This window comes from Mesorhizobium sp. WSM4829 (genome assembly GCF_055811475.1).
The window spans coordinates 198,291-211,644 of the sequence record NZ_JBVVQJ010000009.1 but is presented as its reverse complement, the minus strand read 5'-3'; the positions used below and the strand labels follow the sequence as shown (position 1 = coordinate 211,644).

The following is a 13,354-nucleotide window of genomic DNA, read 5'->3' as shown; positions in this document are numbered from 1 at the left end:
CATCACAACCTCCAGGTCGTGTTCGCCCTGGCCATGGTGACGCTGCTGCTGGCGCCCGGATGGCGCAGGGCAGCGGGGGGCGGGGGGTGGGGGGGGCGGGGGGGGGGGGGGGGGGGGGGGGGCGCGGCCGGTGGGGGGGGGGGGGGGGGGGGGGGGCCACTACCCCGGCCGCGGGGGGCGCGGGGGGCAGGCCGCCGTCAAGCAGCGAGGCTGATATCAGCGGCAGATTGGCCATGCCCATATAGACGACGACCGGCTGGCCGGTGCGGGCGATTGCCGCCCAGTCGATGTCGTCGTCGGTGCCGGCGGCGTGGCCGGTGGCCAGGATCACCGCCTTGTTGATGCCGCGCATGGTGGCCGGGATGCCGGCCCCGGCAAGCGCGCTGAGGCCCGAAGTCAGGCCGGGCAGCACGCGGAACGGGATGTTTTCGCGCGCCAGCGCCAGCGCCTCTTCGCCGCCGCGGCCGAAAATATAAGGGTCGCCGCCCTTCAGCCTGACGACGCGGCGGGCCTCGCGCGCCAGCCGCACCAGCAAAGCGGTGATGTCGTCCTGTTTCATCGACGGCTGGCCGCCGCGCTTGCCGGCGTAAAAAAGCTCGGCGCCCGCGGCGACGGCGACGATATCGGGAGAGACCAGCGCGTCGTAGACGAGGGCATCGCACTGCCCAAGCGCGGCCAGCACTTCCAGCGTCAGGCAGCCGGGATCGCCGGGGCCGGCGCCGGCCAGCCAGACATGGCCGGGCTCAAGCTGGCGCGGCTTGAAGTTGAGCCGGGCCAAAGCCTGTTCGATCGTGGTGTTTCCACCGCTGTTTCCGGTGCCGTCGTTCACAATCCGTCCCGTCCGCGAAAACGCCGCTGGTAGTGGGCGTCGTAAAGTGAACTCTCGTCAAAGCCTTCCGCCGCCAGCGAGCGGCCGACGAAGATGATGGCCGTGCGCTCCATCGGGTCGGCGGCCAATTGCGCCTCGATCGTCGCCAGCGTGCCGGTCAGCACGCGCTCGTCCGGCCAGGAGGCACGGAAGACGACCACTACCGGGCAATCGGCGCCATAGAACGGCGTCAGCTCGGCGACGATGCGGTCGATGGCGTGGATGGCAAGGTGGATGGCGAGCGTCGCGCCGGTGCGGCCGAAGCCGGCCAGCGTCTCGCCAGGCGGCATTTTGGACGCGCGGCCGGAGATGCGGGTCAGCACCAGGCTTTGCGCGACTTCGGGAATGGTCAGCTCGCGGCGAAGCGCTGCCGCGGCAGCCGCGAAGGAGGGCACGCCCGGCGTCAGCGTATAGGCGATGCCGTGCTTCTCCAGCCGGCGGATCTGCTCGGCGACGGCGCTCCACACCGACAGGTCGCCGGAATGCAGGCGGGAGACATCGTGGCCGGCCTGGTGGGCCGCCACATATTCCGCTTCGATCTCGTCGAGCGACATCGGCGCGGTGTCGATCAGCTTCGTGCCGGGCGCGCAGTGCTGCAACAATTCCGGGGCGACGATCGAGCCGGCATAGAGGCAGACTGGGCAGCTTGCCAGCAGCCGGCTGCCGCGCAAGGTGATGAGGTCGGCCGCGCCGGGACCGGCGCCGATGAAGTGGACGGTCATGCGGCGTCTCCGCTGATGGCGATGGCGCAGGTGACCGGGCCAAGCACGGTGCGCGGCCCGAGCAGTTTTGCGCCTTTGCCCGCGGCAGCAAGCGCCGAGGCTTCGGAAACCGACGGCGTGCCGGCACGCGCCTGCGACAGGTCGGAACGGCTGAGCAAAGCGGCCCCCTCATCCGGCCCTTCGGGCCACCTTCTCCCCGCTGGGGAGAAGAGACTGCCGCCAGCATGCGAGATCTCCTCTCCCCTCGGGGAGAGGTCGGCCGAGCGAAGCGGAGGCCGGGTGAGGGGGAGCGACGGTTCAGAGCCAGCAACATCCACCACTATGACCGGGAGATCGAGTTTACGGCCGGCATCAAGAATGGCCACTTCGCTGCGTTTGAATTCGGTCGTCGCCAAGGCAGACAGTGCCGTCATCGCCAGCCCATGAACTTCAAGCGCGGCTTCTATTGCCGCAAGAACGTCTTGCACATTCACGCCTTTGCGGCTGCCGATGCCCGCGACCATCATGGCTTGACCCAGCTCCATTGGGTGACCGGCATGGCCGGCCGCCAGGCCTGCATCGAGCCAACCGGCGAAGCGCGGGATAGTGCGATGCGGGTGAGATCGCCGCCGAGCGACGCGTGACGGGCGAGCAGCAGCGCCTCCATCTCCAGCGTCACCGCATTGGCGACCAGCCGGCCGCCAGCACGCAGGGCCTCGAGGGCCGTTTCCAGCACGCCGGTATCGCTGCCGCCACCGCCGATGAAGATCGCGTCCGGCGTCTCCAATCCGGCGAGCGCCTGCGGCGCCGAGCCTTCGACGACGGCAAGACCGGGCACGCCGCAGGCGGAACCGTTGCGGCGGATGCGGGCGGCGCGGGTTGGATCGGCCTCGATGGCAATGGCGCGCATCGTCGGATGGGCGAGCATCCATTCGATGCCGATCGAGCCGGAGCCGGCGCCGATGTCCCACAGCAACTCGCCGCGCCTGGGGGCGAGGGCCGACAGGGTGATGGCGCGCACTTCGCGCTTGGTGATCTGGCCGTCATGCTCGAACAAATGATCGGCAAGGCCCGATGTCAGCGGCAGGATGCGTGCTTCCGATGTTGAGTCAACTTCGACCGCCAGAACGTTGAGCGGATTGATTTTTTGCAGGTCGAAGGCGTCCGCCCGCGCCGAGCGCAACCTTTCGTTCGGGCCGCCCAGCGCCTCAAGTGACGTCAGCTGCGATGCACCGAAGCCGAGTTCGGCCAGCAGGCGCGCAATCGCCGCTGGCGCATCGCCGTCCGAGGTCAGCGCAAGGATGCGGCTGCCCGGATGCAGCAACGGCCGGATCAGGTCGAGCGGGCGGCCGTGCAGCGAAATGGTCTCGATATCCTGCAGCGCCCAGCCGAGGCGGGCGGCGGCCAGCGAGAAGGCAGAAGCGGCTGAAATCACCTGCATCTCCTGGGGAGGAATTTTGCGAGCAAGGGTGACGCCGACGCCATGGAAGAACGGATCGCCCGACGCCAGCACGCAGACTCGCCTGCCGGAAAGCGCCAGCACGTCGCGCATCTCCGCATCGAAAGGGGTCGGCCAGGCACGGGCTTCGCCTTTGGCGAGCGACGCGACGAGCGCAATGTGGCGCGTGCCGCCGAAGACGAATTCGGCCTCGGCGATCAGCCGCTTGGCCTCGTCGCCGAGACCCGCTACACCGTCCTCGCCGATGCCGACGATTGTGAGCCAACTTGAGTTGAGCCAGGCGGCGCGCGGACCCTCAGCAGGCATGATGACCCACCGCATTCTGATCCTCGGCGGAACCACCGAAGCCCGGCAACTGGCGGGCAAGCTTGTTGCGCGCGCTGATCTTGAGGTCACGTTGTCGCTGGCCGGCCGCACCGAAAATCCTGTCGCGCAAGGCGTGCCGACGAGGGTAGGCGGTTTCGGCGGCGCCGACGGGCTGGCTGCCTACCTCCGCGAGACCCGCATCGAGCTGCTGGTCGACGCCACGCATCCCTATGCGGCGCAAATCTCGGCCAATGCCGCGGCAGCGGCGCATGAGGCCGGCGTGCCGATCGTCGCGCTCAGGCGCCCAGGCTGGGAGCCGGCCGAAGGTGACCGCTGGACGCTGGTCGACAGCGTTGCCGGCGCGGTGACGGCGCTGGCCGCTGCGCCACGCCGCGTTTTCCTGGCGCTCGGCCGGCAGGAGGTCGCCGCCTTCGAGACCGCGCCCCAGCATCATTATCTGATCCGCAGCGTCGATCCGGTCGAGCCAAGGCTCGCTGTGCCCGACGCGACCTATCTCCTGGCGCGCGGCCCGTTCCGGGAAGCCGACGAACGTGCACTGCTTCGGGAACACCGCATCGATGTCGTCGTGTCCAAGAACAGCGGCGGCGAGGCGACCTACGGCAAGATCGCCGCAGCGCGGGCGCTCGGCATCGAGGTGGTCATGATCCGCAGGCCGACGCTGCCGGACGTTGCGTCGGCGGAAACCGTCGAAGCCCTTGCCGCGATGGTCGATCATTTTCTTGGGCCCGCCGCCGAACGCGGCGTGTAGACCAGCGCCGGTTTTTCGCCGCGCTTGATGATCCTGGTTTCCGGCGAGCCGATGATGATGCAGGTCGCCATGTCGGCCTTTTCCGCATCGGCGTCCGCCAGCAGAACAATCTCGATGCGCTCGTCGGGACGGCCGGCGGCACGGCCGAAGACGACCGGCGTCGTACCCGGCAGGATCGCCGTGAGGCATTCGAAGGCGCGGCCAAGCTGCCAGGGGCGTGCCTTGCTGATCGGATTGTAGAGCGCGATGACGAAGCCAGCGCCGGCCGCCGCCAGCAGCCGCAATTCGATGAGATCCCATGGCTTTAGATTGTCGGACAACGAGATGGCGCAGAAATCATGGCCGAGCGGCGCGCCGATGCGGGCCGCGACCGCGAGCATTGCGGTGATGCCGGGCAGCATCGAAACGTCGACGGCACGCCATTCGGCCGGGCCGGCCTCGATCGCCTCGCAGACGGCTGCCGCCATGGCAAACACGCCGGGGTCGCCGCCCGAGACAACGGCGACATCGTGGCCCTGCGCAGCCATTGCCAGCGCGTCCTTGGCGCGGGACAGCTCCTCGCGATTGTCGGAGGCGACGCGGGTCTGGTCCGGGCGCAGGTCGAGCCGGTCGAGATACGGCTTGTAGCCGTAGAAGAATCTTGCCTCGGCGACGGCGCGGCTTGCCTCCGGCGTCACCTGGTCGGCATTGCCGGGTCCGAGGCCGACAACGGTCAGGCGGCCACTCATGCTTCGGCTCCCAATGCGGCACGACCGGACCAGCCGGCGACCAGCACGATGGCGAAGTAGGGTGCGTTGTCGCCCTGCTTGTCGGCCAGCCGCATCGAAACGCCGCCCGGCATGGTGCCGCGCTCGACATAGACGGCACGCGCCAGCTTGTCGGTCGCCGCCAGCGCGCGCCTGATCTTGGGCAGGTTGCGGCCAACCTTCATGATGACAGCGGCATCGGTGTCGGCGAGGCGGCGGGTCAGCTCGAATTCGCTCATCGTGCCCGGCAGCACGGTCAATACATCGTCGCCCTGGACGATCGGCGTTCCGGTCGCCGACCAGCAGCCGGACATCGCGGTCACGCCGGGAATGACCTCTGTCGGAAAGCGGTGCGCCAGCCTGACATGCAGGTGCATGTAGGAGCCGTAGAACAGCGGGTCGCCCTCCGAGAGCACCGCGACCATCCTGCCGGCGCTGAGATGCTCGGCGACCTTTTCGGCCGACTCCTCGTAGAAATCCGCTATCTGCGACCGGTAATCACCGTGATCCTTGTCGATTTCGGTGGTCACGGGATAGAGCAGCGGCAACTCCATCAAATCAGGACGAAAATGCGCGCCGACGATGGCGCGCGCATTGCTGTTGTTGCCGCGCTTGGCGAAATGCGCAACCACGTCGGCCTCGGCCAGCGCGCGCACGGCCTTGAGCGTCAGCAGCTCGGGGTCGCCGGGACCGGTGCCGACGCCGACAAGCCGGCCTTTTACAATCGCGTTCACAGGCCCGGCCTCGCCAATGCGTTGAGGGCGGCCGCGGTCATGGCGCTGCCGCCCAGCCTGCCGCGCACGATGGCGTAGGGAACGTCGTAGGAATTCTCGGCCAGCGCGTCCTTCGATTCGGCAGCACCGACGAAACCGACCGGCATGCCGATGATGACAGCCGGTTTCGGCGCACCGTCGCGCAGTTTCTCCAGCAGGTAGAAAAGTGCGGTCGGCGCGTTGCCGATGGCGACGACCGAACCGGCCATGCGCTCGCCCCACAGGTCGATGGCTGCGGCCGAACGGGTGTTGCCGATCTTTTTCGCTATGTCGGGGGTTTGTGGGTCGCGCAGCGTGCAGATCACCTCGTTGCCGGCCGGCAACCGGGCGCGCGTGATGCCGTGCGAGACCATCTCGGCGTCGCAGAAGATCGGCGCGCCGGCCGCCAGTGCCGCGCGGGCGGCGGCAAGAAAATCGCTGGAAAAAACAAAGTTCTGCGCGGCCCCGACCTGGCCGCAGGCATGGATCATGCGGATGGCGACATCGGCTTCGGCATTGGAAAAGCGCGACAGGTCGGCCTCGGCGCGAATGATGGCGAAGGAGCGCTCATAGATCGCCGTGCCGTCATGGATGTAGTCGTAGGGGGCGGGCATGTTCATTCCTGTCGGTAGAGTTCGGTGACACCGGCCGCGCCAAGCCTTGTCAGGCAGGCGGCGGTGGTCTCGCCTCGAAATCGTGCTTCGCGGATCGCTGCGGCAATGCGTCCAACGCCGCGCGCGGCGTCATAGCCCGGCCTGTATCCGGCAGGAAGGGCCTTTGCCGTCCCGTCCACGACAAGTCCGGCTCCGTTATCGCCGCCGACCAGTGTCAGCGCCGCCCGGCCGGGATGGGCGCAGCCCTTGGCACAGCCGGAGATATGGAGGGTGACGGAGGCATCGAGGAGGTCGCGGTTTTCGGCGGCGACGGTCTCGGCGATGTCGCGCGCGGCGATCCGGCCGGAGGCGCAGGCCGGCGCACCGGGGCAAGCGGCGATTTTCGTGCGCGGGTCGGCAGCGTCAATAATGAAGCCGAGGCTGGCGGCGGCCTGCTGGAGCGCGTGGCAGGCGGTCGGGGAGAGGCCGATGAAAAGCAGCGCGCGGTGTGGCGCCAGGCGGATTTCGGCCGCGCCAAGGGTGAGGGCGTGTTGCGTGAGGCCGATGATTTTTTGCGCCGGCATGCTGCCGAAGGGCAGGCCGATGCCAAGGGCGGTGCCGGCTGTCAGATCGAAAACGCCAATGGGGAGGCGAGCCGGCACAGGAAGGCGATCCACGGCGCCCCCCTCTGTCCTGCCGGACATCTCCCCCACTTGGGGGGAGATTGCGCCCTCATCGCCGGTTTCGCCAATGTCCAAAGTTGTAGAAAGAGAGCCGGCGGCGAAGCTGCCGATCTCCCCCCTCGTGGGGGAGATGTCCGGCAGGACAGAGGGGGGCGCGAAGGAATGCCAGCTTGCGAGAGATGTCAGCTGCCTAGCCGTCAAATCCCTTGCATGGGCATCGCGGCCCTTTTCGGCGACCATCCTCAGTATCGCGATGGCGATATCGCGGGCCGCATCGTCTCCCACCGTAGCGAGCGGCTTCGCATTCTGCCCATCACCCGCAACAGACACCTGCCACCTGATTCCCGCATTGGTGCGCGTTGCAGCCAGCCGCACATCGGCTGTCACTACATCCATAGCCAACTGTCCGCCGCCGTCGATAACCACCGAAACCTTCGGGCCAAGGCGCTGTGCCAGCCCGGCTTCGTCAATCGCTTTTCGAATCCGCTCCGCCAATGGGCGCGGATCGGCGATCTCTTGCGGATCCAGCCCGGCCAGCGGTCCGGTCTCGACCGGCACGCCGGTGCGCACTGCGATGCCGAGCGCGTCGACCTCCATTGCCAGCAGCCGGGCGCTTGCCGATATCAGGCCGCGGATCTGCAGGCTGCCACGCGCGGTCACTTCGATGATGCCGTTGCCATGCCGCAAGGCGGATTCACCGAGCCCGATCAAGGATTTCGGCGAGAGTCCTCCAGCGACCGGGTTGAGCCGCACCAGAAGCCCGTCGCCGGTCTGCATCGGCGCGGACAAAGCAGGGCAGGCGCCGCGTCGGGAGAAGGCGTTCATGCCGCCACCCCCAGCGCGCGGGCTTCGGCGATCAGGGCGGCGAGGTCGTCGTCGACGGAATTGCGCAGCGGGTGCCAGAGACCGCGCCGCCGCGCCGACAAAAAACGCTCGGCGATGATTTTCGCGGCCGCCGGATTTTCGTGCAGGATGAAGGCGCGCACCTCGGGATCGCCGAGATAGGCGTCGTGCACGGCCTCGATCAGTGTGCCCGGTATGGCATGGGTGGTCTCGGCGAAACCGACGAGACGGTCGACCGTCTCGGCGAATTCCGAAGCGCCGCGCGGCCCGTGCCGCATCTGGCCGGCAATGAAGCGCGGGTTGACCGCGCGGGCGCGAACCACCCGAGATACGGCTTCTCCAAGCGAGCGCGGCTTCGGCTTTTGCGGATCCGTGGTGTCGAGGACGATGACGTCGGCGTTCTTGCCAAGCGCTGCAAGCGCTGCCGAAAAACCGCCGATGAAGGCGACATCGGCGGAGCCTTCCAAAATGTCGCGGCCGGGGTCGTCTCCGGCATGGACGAGGAGGTCGGCCTCGGCGACGCGACCCTCGAACGCGCCGGGCGACGAAATCGCTTCGCCCTCGGCGCCGCCATAGGCATGCGAGGTGGCGTCGAGATAGGCGCGACCGATTTCTTCGCGCGCCGCCCAGTCGCCGCTCGACAGCAACGCCTCGATACCGGCGCCGTAGGTGCCGGGCGAGGTGCCGAAAATGCGCGGGCTGACCTTGCCATCGGCGCGGGTTTTTGCGGCGAGCGGGTTTTCCGTCGCGTCCTCGTTGCGGGCGGCGACGGCGTTGGCGGCCGCATCGATCAGGGCGATCTGGGTCGGGAACATGTCGCGGAACAGGCCTGAAATGCGCCAGGTTACATCGACGCGCGGACGGCCAAGGGTGGCCGGCGGCAGCACCTCGATGCCGGTGACGCGGCCGGTGGCGCCATCCCATTGCGGCCGGCAGCCCATCAGCGCCAGGCCTTGCGCGATCTCTTCGCCGCCGGTGCGCAGCGAGGCCGAGCCCCAGAGGTCGATGACCAGGGAGCGCGGCCAGTCGCCATGCGCCTGCATGTAGCTGCGCAAGACCTCGTCGGACGCCGCCCTGCCGAGATCGAAGGATGTCGGCGTCGGCATGGTGCGTGGATCCGATGTGAACAGGTTGCGGCCAGTCGGCAGCACATCGCGCCGGCCACGCGCCGGTGCGCCGGCCGGCCCGGCAGCGACATGGCGGCCGTCGAGGGCCGCGATCAATGCTGACTTCTCGGCTGCTGCACTTTGCTGGCGCAGCGGATCGGCCTCGCCCTCGGGCGAGCGGCCAAAGATGTGCAGCCCGTCCTTGATGGCGAAGTCCTTGAGGTCGCAGAGCCAGGCGTCGATGCGGCGCAGCGCTTCGTCGGGCGCGTCGGTTCCGGCGACGCCGGCCTCGGAGGCGAGATCGGTCTTTTCAGCTGTTTCGACGATCAGCCTCGCCAGGCGGTCGCGGCGGCGGCGGTCGAGCCCTTCAGCCTGGGCATATTCGTCGACCAGCCGCTCGAGCTGCTGCTGGTTCTCGTCCAGACCGGCGCCGGTCAGCGGCGGCGGCAGATGGCCGAGGGTGACGGCGGCGATGCGCCGCTTGGCTTGTGCCGCCTCTCCCGGGTTGGAGACGATGAAGGGATAGATGACGGGCAGGGGCCCGGTGACGATCTCGGGAAAACAGGATTCGCTGAGCGCCACTGTCTTGCCGGGCAGCCATTCCAGTGTGCCGTGGGCGCCGACATGGACGAGGGCATGGACATCGAGCGACTTGCGCAGCCACAGGCCAAAGGCAATCAGCGCATGGCGCGGCGGCAGCGTCGGGTCGTGATAGTCGGCGCGACGGTCGACTGAACGCCCGCGGTCGGGGGCAAGTGCTACGGTGATGTTGCCGAAGGTGGCGGCGCGGAAGGGGAATTGTTTGCTGTTTGCCAGACTCGAAGGTTGGTGCTCCGTCGCGCCCCCCTCTGTCCTGCCGGACATCTCCCCCACTTGGGGGGAGATTGGCGGCTCCATTGCCGGCTCTCCTCCTGCTGCGTTGGAAATTGGCGAAAGCAGAGATGAGGGCGCAATCTCCCCCCAAGTGGGGGAGATGTCCGGCAGGACAGAGGGGGGTGCCTCGCACAAACCTGTCTCATCTGCCGCATTCCCCCACGCGGCCTCTACCACAGCCATTGCCTCAGCAGGCAATTCCTTCGAGAAGGTCAGGTACTCCTTCAATGCCAACCCTTGATCGACCGACTCCAGCATCTCCAGCAATTCACGCGGCGTTTGCGGAATCCCTTCAACGACGTAGCCCTGTTCGCTCAGGTCGTGCAGCATCGCCAGCACGCTGGACGGCACGTCGAGGCCGACGGCGTAGCCGGTGCGGCCGGGCGCGCTTGGATAGTCGGGGATCAGGATGGCGAGCTTGCGTTTTTCGCGCGGCGTGCGCTGCAGGCGCACGAACGCCTCGACACGGTTCGCCACCTGCGCCACGCGGTCCGGCTCCGGCCGGTTGGCGAAGGCGCGGAAAGCCAATGCTGGATCGACCTCGCTTTCGCCCTTGAAGGAAATGGCGCCGGCGAGAATGCGGCCGTCGAGTTCCGGCAGGACGACATGCATGGCGAGGTCGGCGGGCGCCAGGCCGCGCTGGTTGTCTTGCCAGATATCGCGGCGTGTCGTCGCGACGATGACCTGAAAAACAGGAACGCCGGCGCGGTCGAACAGGGTTTCGACGCCGGGCTCGGCACCCGAGGCGAAGGCGGTCGCGGTGATGATGGCGGCCGGCTTCAGCGCGGCAAGCGCGGTCTCGACAAAGGCGAGCGAGGCCGGGTCCTTGAGGCTGGAGACGAAGATCGGCACGGGGGCCATGCCGCGCTGCCGCAGCGCTTCAAACAATGCGTCGATCGGCGCGACGTCGGCGGCGAGCAGCATCGAGCGGTAGAAGAGGATGGGCACGACGTCCCCCTCCCCCTCGAGGGGAGGGTGGCCCGCAGGGCCGGGTGGGGTCGTTGCGGCAGTACTCGACGTTTTTTGCTGTTGGCGCACTTCAAAGCGTTGGCGCACTTCATAGGCGACCCCACCCCCGGCCTTCGGCCGGACCCTCCCCTCGAGGGGGAGGGGGACGTCGCGCTCTATGACACCGCGTCCCGGTTGATAGTAGCCCGCCTTCGGCACGACAACCGGCTCCGCGACCGCCACATCTGATCCGGCGAGACTTGCCAGCCTCTGCACCAGCGCCGTCATATTCTCCGGGCCGCCTTCGCGGAAATAGCCGAGCAGGCCGTCGAGTTCCTGGCGCGGCAGCGTCGAGCCTTCGATCAGCCGCAAATCCTCGTCGCGGCATTCGCCGGGCAGCAGCGCCAGTTTTATGCCGTGCGTGCGGGCGGTCGAGGCGAGCTGGTCGCAGCCGTAGCGCCACCAGTCGTAGCCGCCGAGGATGCGAACCAGAACAACCCTGGCGTGCCGGGCGACGCTGTCGATCCAGAGGTCGACGGACATCGGATGGCGCAGATCGCGCAAGGCGGCCAGCCGCATCGACGGCAGCCGATCCGCGTCCGCTTTCCATGCCGCCGCCAGCCCGGCCAGATCGCTGTCGGTGAAGGACAGCGCCACGACATCCGCAGGCGTCTGCCTGAGATCGACAGGCTCGGCGAGATCGTCGAGCGAGGCGGATGTGGTGGTGAGGATGTGCATCGCGGCTCGTGCCTGAGGTCAGCCGGCGAGAATACGCTCGATGGCCGGGCGGTTCAGCCCTTTCAGGCCGATGACGACGAGGCGCGAGCGGCGGTCGTCGTCGGCAGTCCAGGCGCGATCGTAGTAGTGGTTGACGCGCGGCCCGACAGCCTGCAGCAACAGTCGCATCGGCTTGCCGCCGACCTCGACGAAGCCTTTTACGCGCAGCACGTTTTCTTCCTCCGCCGCCGTGGCGACACGCAAAGCCAGCTCATCGGGATTGGCGATCGACGGAATATCGATGACGAACGAGTCGAAATCGTCATGCTCGTGATCGAGCTCGTCGTCGTGGTGGGTCTTGCGGTTCTCGATGTCGTCCTCGACGGCAAGGCCGAGGCCGAGCAGCACGGACGGATCGACCTTGCCCTGAGAGGCCGGCACGATCTTCACCGCGCGGGCGGCGTGCTTGCCGATGACGGCATTGGCGCGGGCCGAGCCGGCGGCGTCCATCAGGTCGCTCTTTGACAATATGATCAGGTCGGCGCAGGCGAGTTGGTCCTCGAACACCTCCTCGACCGGATCGTCGTGGTCGAGCGTCTCGTCCTGCGCGCGCTGCACCTGCAGGGCGTCCATGTCGTTGGCAACGCGGCCTTCGGCCAGCGCCGGCCCGTCGACCACGGCAATGACGCCGTCGACCGTCACCCGGCTCCTCACCGTCGGCCACTGGAAGGCCTGGACCAGCGGCTTGGGCAGCGCCAGCCCGGAGGTTTCGATCAGGATATGGTCGACCCTGGGCGTCAGCGACAGGATCTGGTCGAGCGCCGGGACGAAATCGTCGGCGACGGTGCAGCAGATGCAGCCATTGGCCAGTTCGACGATGTTTTCCTCAGGGCAGGTGTCGATGCCGCATCCCTTAAGAATCTCGCCATCGATGCCGATGTCGCCGAACTCGTTGACGATGATGGCCAGCCGCTTGCCGCCGGCGTTTTCGAGCAGATGGCGGATCAGCGTCGTCTTGCCGGCGCCGAGGAAGCCGGTGACGACGGTGCAGGGCACGCGCGAGACGGAAGTGGTCATATCTGGTCCTTCAAAAGGTCGAGGGGAGGGATGCGGGCAACGAGGCCGCGCTTCAGGCAATCGGGGCGGCCGCGCCATGGCATGAGGCCGTCGGTCGAGGTGGCGAAGAGTTTTGCGCCGGTGATGAGATCGGCGCCGCTGGTCGCGGTCAGGTCGCCGAAGACATAGCTCCAGCAGCCGTCGCGCAGGATAGCGGCGCTGAGCCGGCGCTTGCAGTTGCCGAGGCATTCGACGCTGCGGATACGGATATTTTCGCCAGAGGCGGCGCGGCGCGTGTCTTCGGCCAACAATTCGCCGGCGCGAGGATGGCCGTCGGAGCCGGTCTCGTCACGGCAGGAGGCGCAGACGATCACGGTGACGTCGGCCAGAGCATCATCATCGCCGGACAATACGCCCGCTGTCTCAGCCGAAAAACTGCTGTCGCGTTCCAAATCAGGCTCCTTGCCCGGAAAACCCGCCAGGCGATCGGATTTTTATGTCCTAGACGGCAGGTCTCCTGGCTCGCGGGTCATCGCCTTGGTGCCGCCTTCCCGGGATTTTCCCAGTGGTTATCGGCCTTGGCTCGTCGCTTACAGTTGCGGGGACAGCCGCGGATTTGAAATCGAGATTTCGCACCGCATTCCCTCTTGGCTCCTCCCTTTGCCGAGAGGAGACCGTCTGAACCGGATTTAGGCTTGTGGAGGCAGTCGTGTCAACGCACGTCTACGACACGGCGAGGGAAACGCTCCAGAGCGATTTTCGATGTCGGCGCTGCCCCTCATCCGCCTGCCGGCACCTTCTCCCCGTATAGTGACGGGGAGAAGGAAAGCCGGCCGCACCTGGGCGCCCAGCCTTACAACGCTGTAGATTGGCGAAATCCCAAACGAAGTCGTCCTTTCTCCCCGTCACTATACGGGGAGAAATGCCCGGCAGG

The 13,354-nt window shown here is 67.5% G+C and carries 12 protein-coding genes and 1 riboswitch; of the genes, 1 reads left to right on the top strand and 11 read right to left on the bottom strand.

Annotation, left to right across the window (positions count from 1 at the left end; all coding sequences use genetic code 11):
- The 4 genes from cobA to cbiE form a co-directional block, all read right to left on the bottom strand.
- Positions 1–829, bottom strand: an 829-nt coding sequence (gene cobA / locus AC0L17_RS11940) for a uroporphyrinogen-III C-methyltransferase (RefSeq protein ID WP_473515966.1), incomplete at its 3' end; no start/stop codon positions are given.
- Entirely contained in the window at positions 826–1,590 is a 765-nt protein-coding gene (cobM, locus tag AC0L17_RS11935) for a precorrin-4 C(11)-methyltransferase (RefSeq protein WP_473515965.1), read from the bottom strand. The genes cobA and cobM, both read right to left, overlap by 4 nt.
- Positions 1,587–2,096 (bottom strand): cobalamin biosynthesis protein, encoded by a 510-nt coding sequence (locus AC0L17_RS11930; protein WP_473515964.1) that lies wholly within the window; start codon positions 2,094–2,096, stop codon positions 1,587–1,589. The genes cobM and AC0L17_RS11930 overlap by 4 nt, the downstream gene beginning before the upstream one ends.
- Positions 2,093–3,334, bottom strand: coding sequence for a precorrin-6y C5,15-methyltransferase (decarboxylating) subunit CbiE (gene cbiE, locus AC0L17_RS11925; protein ID WP_473515963.1), 1,242 nt, complete (start codon positions 3,332–3,334; stop codon positions 2,093–2,095). Before cbiE ends, AC0L17_RS11930 begins: the two co-directional genes overlap by 4 nt.
- A gap of 1 nt (position 3,335) precedes the next feature.
- Between cbiE and AC0L17_RS11920 the strand changes: the two genes are divergently transcribed.
- Entirely contained in the window at positions 3,336–4,103 is a 768-nt protein-coding gene (locus AC0L17_RS11920) for a cobalt-precorrin-6A reductase (RefSeq protein ID WP_473515962.1), read from the top strand.
- Here AC0L17_RS11920 and AC0L17_RS11915 read toward each other — a convergent pair.
- From AC0L17_RS11915 to AC0L17_RS11885, 7 genes are read right to left on the bottom strand one after another with little or no spacing between them, the layout of a single operon-like run.
- Complete coding sequence (locus AC0L17_RS11915) at positions 4,067–4,831, bottom strand: precorrin-3B C(17)-methyltransferase (RefSeq protein WP_473515961.1); 765 nt, start codon at positions 4,829–4,831, stop codon at positions 4,067–4,069. The two genes, AC0L17_RS11920 and AC0L17_RS11915, sit on opposite strands and share 37 nt — an antisense overlap.
- The gene (locus AC0L17_RS11910; RefSeq protein WP_473515960.1) at positions 4,828–5,583 is read right to left on the bottom strand and encodes a precorrin-2 C(20)-methyltransferase; all 756 of its coding nucleotides are present in this window, start codon (positions 5,581–5,583) and stop codon (positions 4,828–4,830) included. The genes AC0L17_RS11915 and AC0L17_RS11910 overlap by 4 nt, the downstream gene beginning before the upstream one ends.
- The gene (locus AC0L17_RS11905) at positions 5,580–6,221 is read right to left on the bottom strand and encodes a precorrin-8X methylmutase (RefSeq protein WP_473515959.1); all 642 of its coding nucleotides are present in this window, start codon (positions 6,219–6,221) and stop codon (positions 5,580–5,582) included. The genes AC0L17_RS11910 and AC0L17_RS11905 overlap by 4 nt, the downstream gene beginning before the upstream one ends.
- Positions 6,218–7,702 carry a precorrin-3B synthase gene (gene cobG / locus AC0L17_RS11900; protein ID WP_473515958.1) on the bottom strand — a complete coding sequence of 495 codons (1,485 nt, stop codon included), beginning with the start codon at positions 7,700–7,702 and terminating at the stop codon, positions 6,218–6,220. The genes AC0L17_RS11905 and cobG overlap by 4 nt, the downstream gene beginning before the upstream one ends.
- Complete coding sequence (locus tag AC0L17_RS11895) at positions 7,699–11,385, bottom strand: cobaltochelatase subunit CobN (RefSeq protein ID WP_473515957.1); 3,687 nt, start codon at positions 11,383–11,385, stop codon at positions 7,699–7,701. Before AC0L17_RS11895 ends, cobG begins: the two co-directional genes overlap by 4 nt.
- Positions 11,386–11,403: 18 nt before the next feature.
- On the bottom strand, positions 11,404–12,441 hold the full coding sequence (cobW, locus tag AC0L17_RS11890) for a cobalamin biosynthesis protein CobW (RefSeq protein WP_473515956.1): 1,038 nt from the start codon (positions 12,439–12,441) through the stop codon (positions 11,404–11,406).
- A complete protein-coding gene (locus AC0L17_RS11885; RefSeq protein ID WP_128173888.1) occupies positions 12,438–12,872 on the bottom strand; it encodes a DUF1636 family protein in 435 nt (144 codons plus the stop codon). Before AC0L17_RS11885 ends, cobW begins: the two co-directional genes overlap by 4 nt.
- Positions 12,873–12,910: 38 nt before the next feature.
- Positions 12,911–13,114, bottom strand: a riboswitch (cobalamin riboswitch).
- Positions 13,115–13,354 lie beyond the last annotated feature (240 nt).